The organism is Providencia sp. PROV261 (genome assembly GCF_028477945.1).
In the GTDB taxonomy this organism is placed as follows: Bacteria; Pseudomonadota; Gammaproteobacteria; order Enterobacterales; family Enterobacteriaceae; genus Providencia; species Providencia stuartii.
The window spans coordinates 1-20,373 of the sequence record NZ_JAMPMC010000046.1; the positions used below are offsets into that span (position 1 = coordinate 1).

A 20,373-nucleotide genomic window follows, 5' to 3' on the forward strand; every position below is an offset into this window, starting at 1 on the left:
CTCGGCACCAAACACCGAATCAGGCAAGGAAGAGGCAAGGATATTTCCCCCAATATAAGGGCTGGATTCTTCTGTGATCACAATGCGCCCTGATACATCCCAAGCAACAAGCCCAGAACCAACTAATTGCGTGGTAATGGTGTTAATTAAGCCGCTCATAGTCACATAGTCGGTCAAGAGTGAAATGTAATACACCGCACCTTGCCAGCTAATCGAAAAGGTTTCAGGCTCCAGCGTAAAATCATAGGTTCGGGGTGATTCGTTCGCTTCTATCGAGGCGGCCATTCCACCAACGCCTGGCACGGCAGGTTGACGAGGCGTGTAACTTTTTACAAATAAATCATAGTGGTTGTCGTTAAACACCAAAGTGATCGGCTGGCCTACATACGGCAACAACTCACTCATATCGCCATAAATCACACTGTGGCTGTTTTCCGTTTTTACTGTAAAGGTATCCGGCATTTCAATCGTGATAATAGACCCCACTTTCCATGAAGCGGGGATTGCCGAATCACTAGGTGTTTCTTCGTCGCTGGATTCGGTGTTGATCATAGAAATCGATGCTCCCGAAACCGCCACCGCCTCGGCATTGACACTGACACTTTTTGGCGCACTGGAACTCAAATCCAGCCCCGTGGTACCTGCTGTGGTGGTACCGACTTCGGTGGAGTTGTACCAGTTTTCGGTACGAGCATCCCCCGTCACATCAACACCCGGCTGATAGATGGCATAATTAACATCATCACCGAATGACGAGATAGGTGTATTACCGATTTTTATGTTGGATGCGGTAATCGCAAAATTACCGCGCCCTACACACAAGAACATTTGGGTACGGTATATTTTCGGGTCGGCTTTGTCGAACCTGCTAATAGGCTGAACAAGATAGTCGGGAAACACACGGAATCGTCCAAATACCTCACGGATAGGGTCGCCCAATTTAGCACTGTTGGCTTTCGCGGGGTTTAACTCAAGTTGGTCGCCATTACCTGATGATGAATAGCCACCCACATCAATATTGCGCATCATAAAGATAGAATATGCGGCTGTTGCTACGGCGATCCCCACCGCAATCCAGCCGATAGTTGCAGCTTCAAGACCAAACGGAACGGGATAAATTTTTACATCATCTTCAGCACGAATAATCGTGAGTGGCCAATCGTTGGTTTGAATGCGCTGACCATTAACCTCAATGCTAATAGGTTGAGTATCTTTATTATGATACCCGTTCACCTTCTCTGTGAGCCAATCGTGCAAAGTTATATTGCCGTGCAGGTGCGTTTCTAGCGGCTCACCCTGCAAGCGTGAGGGATAAATGCGAATAGTCACTGGTAATACTCCACATGCGAAAACCGTCGCTCAAATCGGGATAAGGGTAAAATGGTGACATTGGATTTTGGGTTACACTCAACCGCATGTAGCAACCCGTTAATATCCACAACAATCGCTACATGGGTGATCATGCTACTGGTATAACAGGCAGCAACCGCTCCCTGTACCGGTTCGCAACGGCTGACGGTTTTTGCCAGTAACTTAGCCTCTTTGTCTAAGCCGTTATCGTCTTTGGTTACCCCTTCGAAAACTGGCCATGTCGGTAAACCCAAATCTTGTCGAATTTCATGAACAATGCCGTAACAGTCTAAATAAGGATAAGCGCGTCCGCCCTTCTGCCAAGTGACAGAACGGTATTTATCAATGTTAAACATAGAATGCCCTTATGAAAGGTAACGAAGCCCTGCGTGCTCGGCGAGGTTATAACGATGACGAGGCCACGCGGTATCAAGAATATTCATGTAACCTGCGGTGATTTGTACGTCCGCCCATGTCCATTGCCCTGATTTAACGGTTAGTGTGAAAGGCGGCTTACTGGGTGCAGTGAGATCAACATCAAGGTATTGACGGTAAGTGACTTCGGCGAGTGTACCGTTAGGATTTTCATTGTACTTGTCAATCGCCTCACGTATTGCACCTGACACAACGCCATCAATATTACTGATCGCAAATTTGAGGTCTTGCGTACCATCTTCATTTCGTGCCGGTAGTGCAATGTCCATCCCGCACGCAATAAAGGTCACTAGCCGCCCATCCTCTAATTTTGCCTCAATATTATCCCAGCCTTTGGTTAGCCAGTAATCCTCACCGTTCACCCTGATTTGCAAGGTTTCAATTTCCACCTCTGAACCACCCGAGGCATACAGTCGATTTAATATTGTCATGCTTCTGGCCACTCTCTGTTTAGTGCTATATCGAGAATATCGGCGTTAAAAACGATATCAGGAAATAAGCCGTAATCTTTGGGTAACAAGGGTTTTTCCCACAGTTCTAATGTCGCTGAGAATTTCCAATGCTTAGGGGGTGCTAGAGTAGGCCCATCATAAATGTCCATGAACCGACATTTGTATAACTCAACGCCAAGTGGTGTTTGTAACTTCATCATGAACCAAGCCGCACCGTCACTTAAAGCATCACGGAACCATGCTTCAAATAATTGTGCCTGTTGGTCTTTCTCGAAGTACCACGACACTGAGGCATTTGTTGGTGTAGATGTATAAGTTCTGCGCTGCCTTGCACGTCCTGAACTTAGTTGAGTTCGTCTTAGCGGTGATACGGGCTGAAAGGCATAACCCTCTTGCTGTGGTAGCGGTAGATAGTTATGCGGATAGGTTATTTCTGTCATGCTATCCTCAGATTTTAGATAATAAAAAACCGCAATTAAGCGGCAGAAAATGCATATTGATGATATAAATTACCTATTAATTTATTTGACTTAAATCGAGGTAAATAATGTCTATTAGCTCCAATCAAAGTTCTATTCTCAGAATTCAAAATGATATCGCTAACTTACAGAAAAAAGTTGCAGACGAAAGCAAAAAAGAAGCCTCTTTATTAAAGCAAATTCAGCAAACGCATAGCTCGATAACAAAAAGTAGTTCAGCGTCTATCGTTTCTTCTAAATTGAATCAAATAGCGAGGTACAATGAAGATATCGCACGTTGCAATTCTAAAAAAGCAGACCTAGCTAAAGATATCGCTCGTAAAACATCCGAATTACACAGGTATCAAACCCAGCTCGCTAAAGATGAAGAAAACGAACGAAAAAAACTTGAATCTGAAAGAAAGAAACAAGAACGAGAACAGCTCGATTTTCAACGCAAACTAACCCGAGAAATGGAAGCAAAAACAAGAGCCATTCAAGCTCAAATATCGCTAACCAAACAACGTATAAGTGAAGATATTCAACAAGAACACTTAGATTCTCCAGAATATGATGTGTTTATTTCTCATGCAAGTGAAGATAAAGAGTCATTCGCGAGACCATTCGCTGAGCACCTAAAACAACTTGGCATTAGCGTCTGGTACGATGAACTATCTCTCCAGTGGGGTGATAGCTTGAGAACGAAAATAGATCAAGGCTTGGCTAATTCTAGATTCGGCATCGTAGTCATATCCAAAGCATTCATAAAGAAAAACTGGACGGAATACGAGCTAAACGGACTAGTTGCTAAAGAAATTAACGGTTCTGGACGAATTCTACCTATATGGCACGAAATATCTAAATCGGAAGTCCTAAAGTTCAGCCCATCTTTAGCTGATAAAAAAGCACTAACCACATCAGACTACACGATTGAAGAAATGGCAGAACAACTGCTACCGATGCTCAAGGAGTAATCCTAACCTATCAAGCAGATCTAAAATTCGATAAGTATCATAACCCTCACCATAAGATGAGGGTTTCAATCCTAATTTTTCCGCTTTCTCTAACACTTCAATTGCCCATTCAGGCGTTTTAGGCGAGATAATTTGGTTAATAACTAAGAGTTGATACTTTAACTGGAAGATTTCATTTTCAAGCTTTTGAATCCTATCGTCGTTCATGCTGTCTCCTAATTAACCAATTTTACGCTTAGTATCCCAACCTGTAACTAACGCCTTAGATACGTTTCCTTTCCCTTCGGCAAGGTCATTAGTAATTGCCTTATAACAACTCATAATTGCTTTTTTCTGTGACTGCTCAATCAAAGCAATGGTTTTGTCGTCAGGATTACCCTGAATGGTGATAGGCGCGGCTTGAATAGTAATAACCTTGGTTGTATTTTCCTCATTGTTATTATTCGTCGTCTGGTTAGCTGGGTGAATGTTCTTCATGGCGTATTGATCGTTTTTCAATGCATCCATCGGGATACTTCCGGTATTCATCATCTTGTAAAGATTTGGAACGCCAATTTTTTCCGTAGCTTCCTTCGTGAATACGAACTCGCCAGCATGGACGACACCTCTAGGGTCGTATTTACCCCCCCTACCTGTATAACCACCCGCGCTAAACAACCCCAATCCTTTAATGCCTGCATCAAAAACAGACTTGGAATCTCCTACTGGAAACAGCCCTGATATCGCATTAGTAATCTGTGCCTGTATCGCGATTCGGATTAAATCATTGATAATAGATTTCGCTAAATCACCGAAAAAGTCGCTAATCGCATCAAACGCACTTTTCGAGTTGGTTACGATGTCAGTAAGCGCACTAGCCGAGCCATCCGTGATGTTTTGCAGCGACCCTGTGATGAATCCTTCCGCTTGCTGACTATAGTTACGAGCGTTGTCAACATAATTTATAAGCCCCTCTTTAATCCCGTTTTGCCAATTAACCCGCAGGCCATCAATATTAGCTTGATGAACACGCATCATGACTAAACGCTTATCAAGCTCATTTCTGATGACTTGTGTTTCTGCATCATACATCTCTTGCGTGATGCCAGTTGATTTGTCATTGAATTGCTTGGTCAACTCCTCTTCTTTCTTCAGATACTCCTCTTTGAGCCTTAATTCCTCCTGCAGCCTGCCTCGAGCTAAATTCCCCATGCCAGCGCCTTTCAGCTCCATATCATAAGCGCGTTGCGCCTGAGCCGTTTCCTCCATTAGTTGCTTGTTGTATGCAGCAATTTTGACTTCGGCTTCCTTGCGCTGGATGATTTTTTCGTATTCAGCGGCACGTTCTAACTCAGCCGTAATCAGTGCTTTATTGGCTAATAGTGATTTTTGGTCATCCGTTAGTCGTTTTCCTTTTGCTTTATTTTTCTCAATTTCTGCGATTTCTTGGTTCCACTTAACCAACGCTAGTTGCTGTGCGCCAAGTTTATCGCCAATTTCACTTTGAAGCTTAAGTGCTGCGTTTTGTTCCAGAAGACTAGATAGCCTTTTTTGTGCTGCGGATTCTGTATAAGCCTTGTTTTGAGAGTTAAGCAGCTTGCGTTGACGCTCTTCCTCTCTATATCTTTGCGCCGCTAAGTCTTGGAGTTTTAGGATATTCTTGGGGTCAGTTTCTCCAGCATCCCTTGCCATATACTCCGCTTGCTTTCTTGCTTTGGCTTCACCTGTTAATGATGCAAGTTCTATATCGCGCTCAAGCTGCTGCTTTAATTTTGCACCACCTTCGGTAAAACTTAACGTCAAGTAGGCAGAGTTAAATTTGCCCAGCGCATTAGCTGCCGCATTCACATTAAGACCAAAGCTTTTAAATGCTTCAGCACCATTTGGTAGCACTGAACGAGTGTGCGCGGTTAGCAAATCCGCACCTTGCAGCAGCTTGCCATTAAGGTCTGCTTGGATTAAAGATATGGTGTTTTCAGCTCTACTGAGATCTGCTTTGGCCTCAGTCAGTTTGGCTGTTGCCACCTCAAGTTTGTTTTGAGCTTTTTTAGCATCCTCAACAGCTTTTGTGTATTCCTTTGTGCCAATAGTGGCTGAATCAATCGCTCTTTGCTTGCCCCAAGTTCCCCTGCGAGCATCTGCTACTTCTTGCTCAGCTTTCCTAATGGCAGATTCAAGCCCGACGCGCGCACCCTCTATTTCGCCAATTTTTACCAGTTTTTGCTCTCGGGTCATCTCCTTGAGCTTATCAACTAAACCATCTAACCCTCTGGATAACTCTATTGCATCCCGTTTTGCTTGCTCCATACTTTGAGCAAACATATACATACCACCAGCAACAAGCATCGTTAAGCCCACGGGCCCGCCAAGCAACGCAAGGCCACCTTGTAGCATTCCCGTTACTCTAGCTCCAATCGATGTAATAGTATTGAGTCGCTCTTGTGATGCTGCAACAGCATTGTTAGCCTGTACTAACGCAAGTTTTGCAGCTCTTTCTCGCGAGAGTGCTGCTGTATACTCGGCAGATAGCAACGCGCTTTGGCGAGTTCTGGCATTCCTGTTGATGTCATTCTGTAGTCTCGCTCTGTCTAACTGCGCATTCCTCACTGCCGCGGCAGCCCTCCTCTGTTCTTGAGTTGCCACATCCAGTTGAGCTTTTGCGTTTTCTTTTGCAGTCCGAGTCTGATTTATCGTTTCTTTAGCAGCATTCTTCATTGAAGTTGCCATATTGCCAAAATAGCGGGCAACGCCTATCCCTACAATGCTAGTGATTACTGTTGAAACGGCACTAAAATTATCACTCAATACAGCCAACCCAGCAGACATCGAGCGAGTGATACCGAGACTTTGGTTTAGCTCACCATAATAAGCTTTAGCGGAATTTATTACCCTGTTAAAGCCATCTGCAACGGTGTTGTCCATTGAATCAGCTAGCGCGTTATTGGCGTCTTTTGCTGCCATCACTGCATCGACAAATAGCTTAAACGAGATCTTACCTTCTGCCGCCATTTTTTTAACTTGAGCTTCGGTTACTTTAATCCCACCATTTTGCTTTTCTAGCTGTCTAGCGATGTCGCCCAGCAGGGTTGGCGTGGCATTCATAATTGAATTCCAGTTTTCACCAGCGACTTTCCCTGCGACCATCGCTTTATTTAGCGCGTTTTGCATCGACATGACTTCATTAGCACTTGACGCGTTGGCAGTCATTGCAGATGATAAAGATTCAATGTAATCAATAGTCTGTGTAGTGTTATAACCAAGCTCTTGCATTGATGTTGCGGCACCAATATAGAGCAACTGAACATCTTCAATATTCTTACCGTTACGGTTACTTATCTCCAAAAAACGCTCTTGGATATCTGCGTAATTCTTGATATCGCCTTCTACTGACTTGAGAGCCATTTTAATTCGTGCTGCAACTTGCCCCCAATCGTCGGCTATTTTTATAACTGCACCGATAGATAGCGCACCTGCTGCCGATGCTGCAAGGCGCTTGAATGAAAAGCCTAGGTTGTCTGTTGCTCCTGTCGCGCGTTCCCCTTGCGCTGTCAAGCGATTTAGGGCATCAGCTAAGCTTTCTGAGTTTCTTTGAGCACCCGAGCTATCTAAGATAATAACTAGTCTTGATGATTGTTCTGACATTTTGCTTTCCTTTAGAAAAAAGAAAGCCCATACAAATGTATGAGCCTTTAGCTAAAATAAAAAACCCCGCCGATTGGCAGGGTTTATCTGATTTGTTTGTTGGTTGGTTATTTATTAAAAATAACTGTTAATTGGTGAATGCTTCTACTAGGATCTTCCCATATCCATACTTCTGATTCCCCATAACTAGTTTTAGAGGTTTCTTTTATGTTATTGCAGCTATCTGATTCTTTGCATTTAACGGAGATATTAGCTAGTGCATCTTGGTTAAAACCTATAGATTTTAAATAATTTATTTCTTGATTAAGCTTATTTTCAAAGTCTTTAAAATCAGGTAGATAATCCTGCCCACCAACAAACATCGACTCCACTTCAAATAACCCATCATTGTTAAATTTTAATGCGTTGTAATAAGAGAGCTTGCTAAATGGCTTCTCGTCCCCGAACACACACACCGTTGCTTCTGGTTTATCTTCACAATCACCATCTTTAATAAAGCCGACACTATCCATGCTCTGCCCCCACTTTAAGCCGAATGGGGCATCTGGTTTGCTGTCGCAGCCTGTAATCAATACAGCCAGCGCTATTGCTACTAATGTTCTTTTCACTATATTACCTATCGGTTAGTTCATTTAATTCATGGTAGCTAATCATTGGTGCAATTCCTAGCAAACGTTAGGTGCAAAAAAACCTGCCGAAGCATGTTTATAGAATTATGATACCAATTCTGATGAGAACAATCTTTCTAAAAACTTTTTATTTATTAAATATTCTATATTTTCATTTAGATATAAAAATGAATGCTTTATGTCTTCTTTATTATTAATTAGCAAAAAATTATCTAGTGACGACTGCACTGAAACGAGGTCATTACATAGATTTCTGCTTTTTTTCTTTTCAAAAATCTTGGATGAATCAATGTATTTATAGCTTTTTGATACATCAATATCAGCCTTGACATTGTTATGAACGTAATTACATGCATCAGAATATACCCTAGCAAGTGCGCTAACACCGTCTACACCTTTATATCTTTCTTTAAACTCACTGAACATCCTTGTAACACCGATCTCATCATCATTATCTTTGTTCAACAAGAATCTAATTGAATTTTCAATGCATGACCTTATATTAAAATAAAAGTATCTATCTTCATTTTTTTTTATTGCTGAAATACAACCTAAAAAATCATAGATGACGCTTAATAAGTGTCTATTACCTCTCAAAGATTTTTCGTGAATTATCTTCAAAAAAATAGACTTTTTTACCGCTGATATTAACGAGTCAACAACATATTGGTCAGGAATTACTTTTAGGTCTTCTTTGAACTTGGACACTGTTCCCAACACGTTGTAAGGGTCAATAGTAAGGAAGTTACTCACCCCTAAACCCCTTTATCCACTTTGAGATACTTTCTGTTGTAGTATTTTTACCTTTTCTCTTTTTATTTTCTTTCTTTTTCGCTTCTAAAGCGATATCGTTGATTGGCAGCTGATCTAGCTTTTCATAAATGATATTGACAACAGTATTTTTAGCTGTGAAATGATTTCCATCAGAATATTTTCTAACTATATCTTTCGCAAGCCTAGAGAACATAAGGGTTCTTGAGGATACAACGTATCTTTTATATTCTATCTTAAATGCATCTTTAATAAATTCACTCAATTCAAAATTCGACTTAAAAATTTCTTTGGAAAATATTACTAAAGATAGAAACCCGATCATAAACTCAAGCGATTCAGAATCTTTTAGTTCCATTAATTTCTTTTTAGTTATTAATTTATTCTGATTCATCATCAACCTCTTTAAGCTTAGCCTCGAGTTCCGTACATATTCTATCAATGATTTCTTTAGACTGAGAATACGCTGACGCAAAATTTAATTGCTGACCAACCTGTAAATCCCTAACCTTTGAAAAATGATTCTTGAAGAAATATAGATCCCTGATTCCTTTTTCGGTTTCTATAGCCGTCTTAATTGCTCTGGTCTTCTTGGTCAATCTTTTTGGTGCAGTATCGGTATAAATAACACCCAACGGCTTTATTGTAAGTCTTTGATCTCTAGCCAGCTTAGAAACAATTGATAGCAAATTGTTACTCCCTAATACTGAATACTGATCTATTCTCATTGGCATTATATAATGTGTAGATGCCATTATGGACGCTTCGGTATACATCGAAATGGTAGGCGGACAATCAATAAAAATATAGTCGTAGATTTCTCTTAACTTATTGTCTTCAATGAAATTTCTTATCCTAATCAATCTAATTGTATCTACCGTGTTATGCTCAAACATTATGTTTATATCACCAGGGATTATATCTAGATTTGGATATACACTGTAAATAACATCTTCTTTTTTTAATACTGCATCTTCTTGATATATAGAAGCATTTACTTCAAATATTCTCTTGATTGTCTTTCTTTGTTTTACTAAAGATAAGTACTCACTTATTTTATCATGCTTACCCATAAAAGATTGTGTTGCATTAAACTGAGGATCAATATCTATTATTAATACTTTTTTATCTTTATAGTTTGCTAAATACTCACCAATACTAATACATAGAGTGGTCTTTCCCACCCCACCCTTCATATTAATAAAGCTAATTACAGGCGCATTCATGTGCAAGCTCCAAAGAAAATATCAAAATATATTACAGGCACTAAAAAATTTTACATTCCTGTTTTTTATACAGTAACAACAAAATAAAATGTGATATTAGTCACTTTTTACCCTCATTCATCTTCTTGATAGTTTCCATGAACAGTTCTTTGAACTTTTCGGAATCAAGCTGTGACAATTCGTTTAAGTTTTTAGGGATGCTATCCTCATCTACCGCAGACTGAAGAATCATAACCATTTCAGCATTAAGAGATCGCCCATTCTTACTTGCCCTTTGCATTAACTTTTCTTTCAAAGTATCAGGCATTCTAAGGCTGTAAGGCGTCATATCTCTTATTCGCGTATTTTTTTGTGACATACAACCACCAGTAAAGTCATTGTGATATCACAATATACTCAATTATTCGTTGACTATATAGATTCACATTGATATCTTTGTGATGTCACATAGACACATAAAAGGATGAAAATATGAATACCAATAAAAAAACAGGAAAATTTCAACTCAGATTAACAGAGGTGTTAAAAAGTAAAGTGGTAGAACTCTCAGCGAAAGATGGTATTTCGCAAAACTCAATAGTTAATCAAGCGATAGCTTGGTATGTGAAAGAAAGAGAAAAACGTGTCAACTAAAACAGCGAAGCCCCAACTATTTGAGGTAGCTAGGGCTTCTAATTTGTCAGAAACTACGGAGTAACCGACATGACTAGTGTATCAACAATTAACGTACCTTTCCACGGTAACAATTTATATGTTGTGAATTATAAAGGTCAGCCATATGTACCTATGAAACCTATCGTCGAAGGTATGGGATTAACTTGGCAATCTCAATTTGAGAAGATAAAACAACGATTTAAATCAACCATCACGGAAATCGTGATAGTTGCCGCAGATGGCAAAGAGCGCAATATGATTTGCCTCGCTCTGCGCAAACTTGCTGGCTGGCTTCACACTATTAGCCCTAACAAAGTCAAACCAGAGATCCGCGATAAAGTAATCAAGTATCAAGAAGAGTGTGACGATGTTCTTTACGAATATTGGACTACTGGTGAAGTTAAGGCTAAGCCACGCAAACAGGTTAAACAAATCGCTGGTCGTATTACCTCAGAGCAGCAAGAAGCAATTAAGCAGCTAGTTTTAAATCGCGGTAAAGCATTACCAAAAGATAAGCAAGCAAAAGCAATGATTACTATGTGGTCATCGTTAAAAAGTCACTTTGGTTGCACGTACAAAGAAATTGATAGCGATAAATTCACAGAGGCATTATCACTGGTTGCGCGTGTTCCGCTAGAAGGTGAATATTTACCTAAAGACGACCCGCGAGAAACTACTCACCTCTACGTTAACAGGGATAGAGATATCCATAATATAAATGCGCTAGCGAAACATTACGAAGCCATATACACCGCATGGAAAGTTGAGATATATCCTGCACTGCGTAGTATCGACTCACCAGTAGCCCCAAGATTATACGACCGATTCAAGGATGGATATTCATTCCTTCGGATGCTACAGGAAAGCCTTAACGGAAAACATCCTGTACTAATCAAATAGATGGCAGGGCAAGGACGCCCTTTCTCAACTAGAATCACTTATCATTGGTTCAAATATTCCAGAAGATGAGAAGAAGGGACTGATTGCAAAACTTCGAGAGCTTCCGGCAAGTGCCATAACACATTTGACGAATGAATTAACGGTGAAGGCGGTTCTAGCTCTGCCGAGCGCACTTCCACTAATTCAAAAGTATTTGGCTGAAATGTTCCGCTAGTTGCCTTAGTGAACCTCCCCCAACCTAGTGAGCGACTGAGCAACACCCAAAAATCACTTTCTCTATTAGCACAGACAAATAACCCGTTAGGGTGTGCATATGCTGAATGAATGATCATAGTTCCTATCTCCTAGAACAAAAAAACCCCGCCGATTGGCAGGGTTTGTTAGATGTGTTGACGCTTCTACTTTGTGTATGTTGTTACTTCAATTGGTGTTTGCGTTGAAGATGTTGTAATCCAAATGCTAGCAACCCCAATAGAGGCGTTAGACCTTTCGCTTGTTTTGTCACACTGAATACTGCTTTCGCATTTTTGTTTTACTTGATTTAATATCTCTTTATCAAAGCCCTTGATTAACAAAAACTCAAACTCTTTATCCAGTTTTTCTTTGAAGTTTTGAAAGCTAGGGTTATGCTCTTCTTCCCCTACAGACACCGTTTCTATTTCAACAAGACCTTCTTTGTTAAACTTTAGCTCATTTGAGTAAGTCCATTCATTGAATGGCTTCCGGTTGTCAAATTTACAGATTGTGACCTCGCTCTCTTTTTCACAATCACCATCTTTAATAAAGCCGACACTTTCCATGCTCTGCCCCCACTTCAAGCCGAATGGGGCATCTTGTTTGCTGTCGCAACCTGTAATCAATACAGCCAGCGCTATTGCTGCTAATATTCTTTTCATCTCACCATCCCATCAATTAGTTTCAGTAATGTTAGCTCAGCGGGAGTGCAAATTGAAGTAAACAAAAAAGGCCGCATAAGCGACCCTTTAGATAGATACACTTTATCTACGACTTTTAACCCAATTCATCGGCCTTTCACCAGCCTTTTCAGCCCATTGGTTGTATTCACCAACCAATAAAGTAAGCTCTTCATTAGCCGATTCAAATTCTTTATAATTTTGATGAAAGTTAGACATATTAACCTCGTATACTCTGTCATACGGATTAGGTTCTAATGTGTACCATTCAGTCATCCCTTTATAAGCATCATCCCTTCGTCTAGAGGCATCAGCTATTTTACCACGCAGATAATGACAGCGACCCAACGCCTCAAAATCTATCTCAGTCATAAATGTATAATCCTTATTCATAATTAAATTGCACATAAAGTATACCTGCTTTATTTGAGGGGTTGGAAGAAATATGAAAAGCCTCAACTAAGAGGCATGGCTATTTATATTTTTGATAGTATTCACCTGCATTCAGGCAATAAAAAACCCACCGGAGTGGGTTAGTCTATTTTTATTTTGAAAATTGAACTAGTCTTAATTTCTATTCCATTATGACATAACTGCCTCGAATCAAAAGGTCTAGACCAAAAACATAACCAATTTTCTAAATCTTCAAGTGAGTATTTTTTAATCGCCAAGCCGCTTGCTATTTCTACAACTTCATCTTCTGGAGCTGTTAATTCATAACCATTAAGTAATAAAAAAATGCACCCTGCCATCATGGCTGTTCGTTTATTAGCATTAGCAAAAGGATGGTTTTGTATCAGACTTTCAATCAATACGGCAGCAAGAACAAACATATCATCTGTCTGCTCGTAATATTTTACTAGACTAGGCCTCGATTGGGATGAGCTTAGGTTGTTGAAGTTCAATACTTTGATTGGCTCATTGGGAGTTTGTAATTCTATCAAAGTTCTATTGATATTTATTAAATCATCAATAGAAAGATAGTTAATCCCTTCAACAAACTCCCCTGAGATATTCAACACGCGCTATACCTTAGCTAATTTTTCCATGGCTTTTTCATAACGAGCAAAACCGAAGTCAAATGCATTTTTGACTTGATTATCGTGAGAACATTGCTCGCTAATAGCAGCTCTTGGCGCTGCAACTTTACTTTTGTCACGAGCAGGTATATTTAAGCGGTTAGGCTTTTGCAGTGCGTGACCCATATTAACCTCGTTATAAACCAATGAGTTACAATTTACATCTAGGTATACGATGCGTATTACCTCTGGTTATAATGTAAGTTAAGTTACATTAAGTCAACAGTTTTGCTTGTATTTTACATTGACGCTCGATAATTAAAGCCGGCCTACGTCGGCTTTTTTGGGTTTAACACAGAAATCCACCATCCTACTAATAAGATGACAAAATGTTTCATTCGCGGCTCCTGTTTCAACGCTCACACCGACGCGGTGACAAATGTCGAACGCTATATGTGCGCATTCGTGAGCTAGAGTAGATAATTTACCGTTAAACACACCAATAATATGGAGTACACACTGAGTGTTAGTAACTGTATGACTTGCACCGTTAACAAAACTATCCCCACCATCAATGCCTAGTTTTTCATGTAGAGAGCGCCAATCATCCCAAGAGCCACAATAGATAATATATCCAGATTCAAATAAAGGTACCTTCATATGTCGATACTGCCTTAGGATTTTATTCATATTCTTACCTTTACTATAAAACATCTCAACCCTAATAATTGGCTACTTACCTCTTCCTACTCACCAACCGACGCTTACCCCTTGTCGCCTAGTTGATAATGGCACGGATGCCCTACTTTTTATCTTTCCGCTCCTGCTCTTTCATCCACTCGGCTCGAAAATTATCATCAAGCGCAAAAATGGCAGCATCGAACTCTCTGCGACTAAGTGCTGTTGGCCTTGACGCTAGATATTGATCTATATCAGTAAGTGATATCGGCAGAGGATAAGCGTCCATTCCCGCATACCGCCTGCTGCGACAAATGATGCTGTAAGCCATCAAAAGCTCGTTAGTGATACCATCGAAATCGGGCGCAGGAACATCAGGAAGCCCTAATTGCTTTCTCTTCCACTTTGCTTTTTCGCTCCTCTCTCCGCCGAACTCTGTTAGCCACTTTTGAGCTTCTATGACTTTTTTATTGTTTCATCGATCTGTTCAGACTCTTCTTTACTGAGTTCCACTGCCGCATCGATAACTTTCCAGTATATGTCTGGGCACTGCTTTAATAATCTAGTTCCTCGCTCAGGCGTGTACTCAATCGCAACCTGCTCGCCTTTTGCGTTCAACTCGCCAACACCCTGCCAATCTTTCAGTAAATATTGCGCCACTGTGAACATCAGTAGTTCATCAAGTGGTTGAGATGTGTCTATTTTTGATATATCAAAATCAGACGTCCCCACTTTCATCTTGCTGTCCAACCGCTCGATGTGTCTGTATGCGGTTGCACTTACGCTTTGATATTTACTGTCATTAGCGGAACCAACAAGCAACTTCAAGCCTTCTGCTGGCTCAATCCATTTTGTTCTTTCAATTTTCTGTTCTTTGTTCAAAATAAACATTGATTTACCTTGGTGTAATAAAAAGCCCGAATTAACGGGCTAGATAGTAGATAGTTACTCTTCATCGCCATTGGTCACAGGCGGAATGCGCGTAATTGTAGGTGGGGTATCTGCTGCTGTGATATTAAGTTGAACCTGAATAATGTCCGTATTGCCACCATCCGGCCAATCACCGTCAACTTGTACCGCTGGGAATGAAAATGTATATCCACCTTCCGCATTTTGCAGCGTGAATTCAAACGGGATAGTTTCACCAGTTAGCGTTTTCTTCCAAATTTCCCAAGCGGCTTTAGACCATGAGAGTGTAATGCTGCCCGATGGTGTAAAAGTGGTTGGGATATTCGCTCCCGCAAACGGTGACCCTGTACCAATACAGCGCTGAACCTGCATGTTGTTGTCAAAGTTCAAGCTAAATGAATCAACACAGAAGCCATTACCGCCTTGAATACCATTAAGCTTAAGGTTAGTGACCTCTTTGAAGCTGTAACGCAACTTGCCTGCATTATCGACAGGCTCAGTATGGTATTGGGTATAATCTCCTTTTGACTCAAACCCCAAACCAGCAAAGGTAATTGTGACTGTCACATCACCATCAGCGGGGGTCTCAATTTGCATTGCACCAACCTGACATCCACGAGCGATTGATGCGACACCAATATCAGAGGCGTAAGTTGCCAATGAAAAAGTGATGCGGGAATTCCCCATAGTCAGTGTATCGTTAACCCACTCCGCACCGAAACAAGACGCTAGAAAATCGTCGTGTTGACCATATCGGAACTTGGCACCAACATCGCCACCCACATCTACTGTTGTGAGAGACTTACCCTGAGCCATACGTGACCCGCCTATCTCGTCATTATCAGACGTATTTTGTGTGGGTTTTACGCCATAACTTGTGCGCGTTAATAAATCCCACTTGCCACTTGTCGGAGTGACACCCGTTGTTGTCTCACGAATAAAGGCCGTGATGACCTTGGCTCCTGAACTCACAGAGGCCTCCTTTAAATTGCTCGAAATGGAATTGATAGATTGAACTGATACCAGCCATGACCCTCATCACCAATCTCGTCAGCAGACACTGAAAAGTAATCCAAGCGACCATCTGTTTGATTTTCAAACAACTCTCTGAGCTTATCTGCTGTTTGTGTAATGAGAAGGGTGCCAGTGCCAAGAGGTACAAATATCTGAATAAACGCTACGCCAGTTCGATGAACGATAGGGCCGCTTCCAATTTCTTGTGCGCTTGATAGACCATGCTTGATAGTAAGCCTTGCCCATACAGACTTTCCGGCTGCGTCAAATGGCTTATCGTTTTGATATGTTACATCTTTTTTGGCAATAGCAGTCTGCGCTGTCATTCGTGAAATGATAGCATTTCTGATTTCTGTTAATGTCATCGTCTATTTAATAACGCTGTCTCAAAAGCGACTGAATACACACCCTTTGGGGCTTGCCCTGAGTGCCCCTGCTCAAGAGCCACGGAATATGGCAGATTGTTTTGAATGTAAAGAACAGTGAACGGCCTTGATTTCCTTATTGTTGCCAACCCAACACTAAGCGTTTCATTGCCCGATTTGTCTTGTTTTTTCTCGTCAAACTGATAATCGGGTATCATTTCACTGACTCGATGGTTGCCGCGAAATGCACCTTTATCTACCGGAGATCCCAACACGACTGCTTGTAATATTGCTCCGGCTGTCTGTTTCATTTCCTGACCAACATCAGAAGTGACAATTTGAGAAAATAGATTAGGCGGTGTTCGCCAACCAGACCTCGCCATTAAGACCTCCTTAATTGAATGTCATAGTGAGCGCCCACTGGATCGACTTGAACAGAAATAACCTTGTAGCTAACACCATCAATCGTGATTTTATGGTCAATATCAGGCTTATCTGTGACCTCATTTGCTAACGCAATTAACAGTGTGTCACTATTTAAGATATTCACCCCATCAATACAATTGAGATTGTAATTATCCAGAATGCCACGGCCTGTATATTCGACAGTGATATCATTACCCGTTTCAGTAACCGGATCCCAATCATCACCTTCGATAACATACGAGCCAGTAAACGTTTTTACCGCATTAGCTAAATCGCTATCAAATGCCTCTGCTAGCTCTTTTTGTATTTCTGACCTCATATTACACCCTCTTCAAAAAAACAACGCTGCGGCGCTTTGAGTAGGGCTTTATTAAGTCTTGGATGTATTGCTCTGTCGCATTCAGTTCATAACTGCCATCTTGATAGGTTTTACTTACCTCGACCGACCCACCTTTGACCGTTTTAGCCTTAAGCTCCTGAGATTGGCCCTGGTACAAATGCTTATTGATGATCCCGTTAATGATTTCATACGAAGCGAGTTTTAATGCTGTTGGTACATCATCAGGATCATCATATGGCCTGACGTTTCTTGCGATTAAATACGCCTCACTCTGCGACAACAAACGGGCTTTATCGCTTTCCGATTGATTGCTCCAAATGTCGCCTAGCGCTTGCGCCACTTCCTGTTCAGTAATAAAGCCCATGATTACTACTCCTGAAGAAGTGCGAGTAAATCAGCCTTTTTTGCCTTAGCATTGAACTCAATGCCTTTTTCAGCAAGAAGATCTTTGAGTTCATCAGCGGTCTTACTTGAGAGGTCATCTTGCTTTACAAATGAAACCTTAACACCAGCGTTAGTGTAGGCTTTCACGGCATCATCAAAATCACCATCGATGATGACTTCTGTAGCACTATGGATAACGCCCAAAAACTGACTGCGATAACAGATACCGTCTTCCCGCCCGACCTCTTTAGTATAAATTACTTTCATATCCACCTCTAAAAGCAGGACATAAGCCCTGCGTAATATTACTCCCCATCAGTTCCGCCTGTTTCTGAGCCACTGATAACCGCGGCAAAGGGCACTAATTTACGGTCAAATACACGAACCCAATTTGCAGGATTAGCGTAGTCGGTGTAAGTTGGGGATTCATTGATGCTTTTACCGCCAACCCAAGAGTGACCGGCTGGATGAAGGATGTATGTTTTACGCTCCCATAGCACCTCCGCACCTGCACCATTGCCGCCATCCGGCAAGCGCTGTAATTCAACCGGTGTTGATGGCACACCTTCACCATACCCAAAAGCTCCTGCCCCAAAGATGAGTGACAGATACTGCCCCTTGCCATAAGTCAAGCCGTCATCCATAAAAATAGGACGCCCCAGATATGTAGGTAAAATGATGCGCCCCTCAGAGTCCTTGAGATACTCAATGAGGTTTTGCTTCACCATCTGATTCATTACAGCGGAGTGCACCCCCATCGCTGAAAACTGATCGGCCATATCACCTGCTGTATAGGCCGCATCTTGGAAAGCAGACGCTGAGATTGTCGCTCCAGCATCAATCACCATGTCACCGTTATCATTAGCAATATTTGATGCAATGACCCCTCGCGCTGCACTCAGTAAATAGCGCTGCCACTGACGCTCCCAATACTTACCAAATCGATTTCGGATATGCTGCATAGGTTCGCTATTTGCCAGCTCTGCTGTTAAATCAGCAACCCCATAACCCTTGTTAAGATACATCGTGCGAGCTTGCATTGTGCTTTGTGTCGCCTTCCCAACTTTACCTTTCTGGTCTGGGTTATCTGTTGATACATTAGGCGCCTCATCGGCATCAAGATCATTCCAGTAGTTAATTTCTGCTGTTCCTTGACCATTACTCGCGATTGCATCAAGTGCGGCATTTCGCGTCACTATCCCCGACTGATAAACAGCCGTCTTTTCCGGTGAGTTAACTGGCTCAATAGCCTGATAATATTCACCAATAAAAACATCACTTAATTGCGTTGTTGCCATATATTATTTCCCTTGTGTTTTCTGTAATTGTTTAAAAGCATCGGGGTTTGTACGCGCCAAACTTGCCCGCTCAGCTTCTGTGTAGTCATCCCATTTTTTACCGCCTGAATAGCCAGAGCCTTGAGCACCAGAGCCTTGAGCCACAGGCCAGAAGTACGGCTTGGTTTCGCGAATAGTCTCTACCCACTCTTTAGGTGTTAATGGTGTTTTACCATCCTTGCCGATGATCACTTCTCCATGTTCGTCAAGTGCCACGGCATTACCATTATCATCGAGGGTAAACTGAGATTGAGCCAAGAATGCAATGTCGCCTGTCGCTTCTTTCAGAACACCGCTTTCGACTGCCGCTTGCATAATGTGACTGCGAACCACGGATTGACGAAACTTATTCGCGTAATTCTCTGCCCTATCAGCTCGTTCCTTTTCAGCAGCCAACTTGCTGTCATAGTCAGCACGTAAGCGCTCAGTACGTTTATTAATGACTTCATCAATTTTGCCGTCAGCGATTAACTTGGCTTCTTCATCATTTTCAAAACGTTTGAGAATTCCACGTACAGCATCGGGATCAATACCATCAAAACGCTTGAGATTATCGCCTTGCTCCTTGAGCTTGCCGAGTAACTCGCTGTTCTTAGCCTTTAACCCTGAAACCTGCTGGTCGATAATAGCTTGAATTTCTGGAGTGATTTCCGGTGTTCCACCACCTCCACCTTGCGAACCATCATCAGTATGTGAATAATATTTGCGTTCGATATTCATAAATAACATGTGATTCCCCTTGGGATTGAATGCGCCTAGCGCGTTGTGATAAATCAGCCCTGAGCTGAATTCGGTTAATAAAAAAGGCCACCGAGGTGACCTTGAAGATTCAAATAAAACTATTTTTCTGTATCGTGAATTTTCTGTTTGAGCAGATAACCTTCAAGCGCCCAAATTTTATTAACTGCGTTCTGTCTGGCAATTTTGCGACCAATTTCCGCATCGAAATTTTCAGGACTTGCACATGCTGACTCACCAGTAACAGTGAAACCATTTTTCAGAACAAGAACGCAAAACGTTAATATATCCAATTGAGATGGCGGGTTAATAACGCGCTCTGATTCACTTAATTTATTAAATTCATCACTTGCTGATAGCGCACCTGCAAAACCATCACCAGCAGTAAAGTAATGCTCACTAGCAATTATGCCTTCAATGTGGTCTGGCGTGATACGCGCGGCAGTTTTACCTTTAGCTTGAATCTCTTTCTCAATATCTTTATCTGTCATTTTTAGTTCCTTAAATAAAAAAAGACCCCGTATGGAGTCTTTGTGTTAATGGTAGCTGTCTAGCAACGCTGAGGTTAGTGCTAGATGACTTCCTGATTAGATATTTAAAATAAAAAAAAACGACTTAAACATACAATCACCCAATTAGGATTTATATGTAAAAAGTCGCAATCAGCATTAAATCAGATTTATTAATATTTTTTACTCAAAAGGGATGCATGAAACCCTATTTTCTAACCTTTGGTTATCTCAATAGTGCCTTTAAGCATATTCATAGCCTCGCTATAA

General features: G+C 41.3%; 30 protein-coding genes and 1 pseudogene. 3 read left to right on the forward strand and 28 right to left on the reverse strand.

Annotation, left to right across the window (positions count from 1 at the left end):
* From PR675_RS18775 to PR675_RS18790, 4 genes and pseudogenes are all read right to left on the reverse strand, one after another.
* A pseudogene (locus tag PR675_RS18775) lies at positions 1–1,329 on the reverse strand (host specificity factor TipJ family phage tail protein); the annotation flags it as partial.
* Positions 1,326–1,706: a nitrite transporter gene (locus PR675_RS18780; RefSeq protein WP_272577642.1), complete on the reverse strand. Its 381-nt coding sequence runs from the start codon at positions 1,704–1,706 to the stop codon at positions 1,326–1,328. The pseudogene PR675_RS18775 and the gene PR675_RS18780, both read right to left, overlap by 4 nt.
* 9 nt (positions 1,707–1,715) lie before the next feature.
* Positions 1,716–2,216 (reverse strand): DUF1833 family protein, encoded by a 501-nt coding sequence (locus PR675_RS18785; RefSeq protein WP_272577641.1) that lies wholly within the window; start codon positions 2,214–2,216, stop codon positions 1,716–1,718.
* Entirely contained in the window at positions 2,213–2,677 is a 465-nt protein-coding gene (locus PR675_RS18790) for a hypothetical protein (protein WP_272582861.1), read from the reverse strand. Before PR675_RS18790 ends, PR675_RS18785 begins: the two co-directional genes overlap by 4 nt.
* Positions 2,678–2,784: 107 nt before the next feature.
* Here PR675_RS18790 and PR675_RS18795 point away from each other — a divergent pair, with 107 nt between their 5' ends.
* Entirely contained in the window at positions 2,785–3,669 is an 885-nt protein-coding gene (locus tag PR675_RS18795) for a toll/interleukin-1 receptor domain-containing protein (protein WP_272582862.1), read from the forward strand.
* On the opposite strand, the gene PR675_RS18800 is transcribed toward PR675_RS18795, so the two are convergent.
* The 7 genes from PR675_RS18800 to PR675_RS18830 form a co-directional block, all read right to left on the reverse strand.
* Complete coding sequence (locus tag PR675_RS18800; RefSeq protein WP_272582863.1) at positions 3,649–3,876, reverse strand: hypothetical protein; 228 nt, start codon at positions 3,874–3,876, stop codon at positions 3,649–3,651. The two genes, PR675_RS18795 and PR675_RS18800, sit on opposite strands and share 21 nt — an antisense overlap.
* Before the next feature lie 12 nt (positions 3,877–3,888).
* On the reverse strand, positions 3,889–7,290 hold the full coding sequence (locus PR675_RS18805) for a phage tail tape measure protein (RefSeq protein WP_272582864.1): 3,402 nt from the start codon (positions 7,288–7,290) through the stop codon (positions 3,889–3,891).
* Positions 7,291–7,397: 107 nt separating this feature from the next.
* Positions 7,398–7,898, reverse strand: a complete 501-nt coding sequence (locus PR675_RS18810; protein WP_272582865.1) for a hypothetical protein — start codon at positions 7,896–7,898, stop codon at positions 7,398–7,400.
* 105 nt (positions 7,899–8,003) lie between these two features.
* Entirely contained in the window at positions 8,004–8,672 is a 669-nt protein-coding gene (locus PR675_RS18815; RefSeq protein WP_004245950.1) for a hypothetical protein, read from the reverse strand.
* Positions 8,665–9,084, reverse strand: a complete 420-nt coding sequence (locus tag PR675_RS18820) for a hypothetical protein (RefSeq protein WP_012367638.1) — start codon at positions 9,082–9,084, stop codon at positions 8,665–8,667. The genes PR675_RS18815 and PR675_RS18820 overlap by 8 nt, the downstream gene beginning before the upstream one ends.
* On the reverse strand, positions 9,071–9,916 hold the full coding sequence (locus tag PR675_RS18825; protein ID WP_272582866.1) for a ParA family protein: 846 nt from the start codon (positions 9,914–9,916) through the stop codon (positions 9,071–9,073). Before PR675_RS18825 ends, PR675_RS18820 begins: the two co-directional genes overlap by 14 nt.
* Before the next feature lie 100 nt (positions 9,917–10,016).
* Positions 10,017–10,274, reverse strand: a complete 258-nt coding sequence (locus PR675_RS18830; protein WP_004245954.1) for an Arc family DNA-binding protein — start codon at positions 10,272–10,274, stop codon at positions 10,017–10,019.
* Positions 10,275–10,387: 113 nt separating this feature from the next.
* Here PR675_RS18830 and PR675_RS18835 point away from each other — a divergent pair, with 113 nt between their 5' ends.
* Both PR675_RS18835 and PR675_RS18840 read left to right on the forward strand, forming a co-directional pair.
* Positions 10,388–10,549, forward strand: a complete 162-nt coding sequence (locus tag PR675_RS18835) for a toxin-antitoxin system HicB family antitoxin (RefSeq protein WP_004245955.1) — start codon at positions 10,388–10,390, stop codon at positions 10,547–10,549.
* A 69-nt stretch (positions 10,550–10,618) separates the two neighbouring features.
* Positions 10,619–11,470 (forward strand): phage antirepressor N-terminal domain-containing protein, encoded by an 852-nt coding sequence (locus tag PR675_RS18840; protein WP_272582867.1) that lies wholly within the window; start codon positions 10,619–10,621, stop codon positions 11,468–11,470.
* A 41-nt stretch (positions 11,471–11,511) separates the two neighbouring features.
* Here PR675_RS18840 and PR675_RS18845 read toward each other — a convergent pair whose 3' ends face one another.
* The 17 genes from PR675_RS18845 to PR675_RS18925 form a co-directional block, all read right to left on the reverse strand.
* A complete protein-coding gene (locus PR675_RS18845) occupies positions 11,512–11,802 on the reverse strand; it encodes a hypothetical protein (RefSeq protein WP_272582868.1) in 291 nt (96 codons plus the stop codon).
* A 66-nt stretch (positions 11,803–11,868) separates the two neighbouring features.
* Complete coding sequence (locus tag PR675_RS18850) at positions 11,869–12,366, reverse strand: hypothetical protein (protein WP_272582869.1); 498 nt, start codon at positions 12,364–12,366, stop codon at positions 11,869–11,871.
* 102 nt (positions 12,367–12,468) lie between these two features.
* Positions 12,469–12,756, reverse strand: a complete 288-nt coding sequence (locus PR675_RS18855; protein WP_140180753.1) for a hypothetical protein — start codon at positions 12,754–12,756, stop codon at positions 12,469–12,471.
* Between the two features lie 161 nt (positions 12,757–12,917).
* Complete coding sequence (locus PR675_RS18860; protein ID WP_163837035.1) at positions 12,918–13,397, reverse strand: type II toxin-antitoxin system death-on-curing family toxin; 480 nt, start codon at positions 13,395–13,397, stop codon at positions 12,918–12,920.
* A gap of 12 nt (positions 13,398–13,409) precedes the next feature.
* Positions 13,410–13,589: a hypothetical protein gene (locus tag PR675_RS18865; RefSeq protein ID WP_104873311.1), complete on the reverse strand. Its 180-nt coding sequence runs from the start codon at positions 13,587–13,589 to the stop codon at positions 13,410–13,412.
* Between the two features lie 132 nt (positions 13,590–13,721).
* Positions 13,722–14,093: a hypothetical protein gene (locus PR675_RS18870; protein ID WP_072502332.1), complete on the reverse strand. Its 372-nt coding sequence runs from the start codon at positions 14,091–14,093 to the stop codon at positions 13,722–13,724.
* Positions 14,094–14,205: 112 nt separating this feature from the next.
* Positions 14,206–14,370 (reverse strand): hypothetical protein, encoded by a 165-nt coding sequence (locus PR675_RS18875; RefSeq protein ID WP_014657904.1) that lies wholly within the window; start codon positions 14,368–14,370, stop codon positions 14,206–14,208.
* 167 nt (positions 14,371–14,537) lie between these two features.
* Entirely contained in the window at positions 14,538–14,972 is a 435-nt protein-coding gene (locus PR675_RS18880) for a hypothetical protein (protein WP_113532836.1), read from the reverse strand.
* Between the two features lie 54 nt (positions 14,973–15,026).
* Positions 15,027–15,962 carry a phage tail tube protein gene (locus PR675_RS18885; protein ID WP_272582870.1) on the reverse strand — a complete coding sequence of 312 codons (936 nt, stop codon included), beginning with the start codon at positions 15,960–15,962 and terminating at the stop codon, positions 15,027–15,029.
* Positions 15,963–15,973: 11 nt separating this feature from the next.
* The gene (locus tag PR675_RS18890; protein ID WP_004916408.1) at positions 15,974–16,369 is read right to left on the reverse strand and encodes a phage tail terminator-like protein; all 396 of its coding nucleotides are present in this window, start codon (positions 16,367–16,369) and stop codon (positions 15,974–15,976) included.
* Complete coding sequence (locus PR675_RS18895; protein WP_004916411.1) at positions 16,366–16,752, reverse strand: hypothetical protein; 387 nt, start codon at positions 16,750–16,752, stop codon at positions 16,366–16,368. Before PR675_RS18895 ends, PR675_RS18890 begins: the two co-directional genes overlap by 4 nt.
* Positions 16,752–17,114 (reverse strand): glutamate 5-kinase, encoded by a 363-nt coding sequence (locus PR675_RS18900; protein ID WP_113532834.1) that lies wholly within the window; start codon positions 17,112–17,114, stop codon positions 16,752–16,754. The genes PR675_RS18895 and PR675_RS18900 overlap by 1 nt, the downstream gene beginning before the upstream one ends.
* Before the next feature lies 1 nt (position 17,115).
* The gene (locus PR675_RS18905) at positions 17,116–17,499 is read right to left on the reverse strand and encodes a hypothetical protein (RefSeq protein ID WP_113532833.1); all 384 of its coding nucleotides are present in this window, start codon (positions 17,497–17,499) and stop codon (positions 17,116–17,118) included.
* A 5-nt stretch (positions 17,500–17,504) separates the two neighbouring features.
* Positions 17,505–17,786: a HeH/LEM domain-containing protein gene (locus PR675_RS18910; RefSeq protein WP_004916417.1), complete on the reverse strand. Its 282-nt coding sequence runs from the start codon at positions 17,784–17,786 to the stop codon at positions 17,505–17,507.
* A 38-nt stretch (positions 17,787–17,824) separates the two neighbouring features.
* Positions 17,825–18,817 (reverse strand): major capsid protein, encoded by a 993-nt coding sequence (locus tag PR675_RS18915; RefSeq protein WP_113532832.1) that lies wholly within the window; start codon positions 18,815–18,817, stop codon positions 17,825–17,827.
* A gap of 3 nt (positions 18,818–18,820) precedes the next feature.
* Entirely contained in the window at positions 18,821–19,585 is a 765-nt protein-coding gene (locus PR675_RS18920) for a hypothetical protein (RefSeq protein ID WP_272582871.1), read from the reverse strand.
* A 110-nt stretch (positions 19,586–19,695) separates the two neighbouring features.
* Complete coding sequence (locus PR675_RS18925; RefSeq protein WP_072502337.1) at positions 19,696–20,085, reverse strand: Gp49 family protein; 390 nt, start codon at positions 20,083–20,085, stop codon at positions 19,696–19,698.
* Positions 20,086–20,373 lie beyond the last annotated feature (288 nt).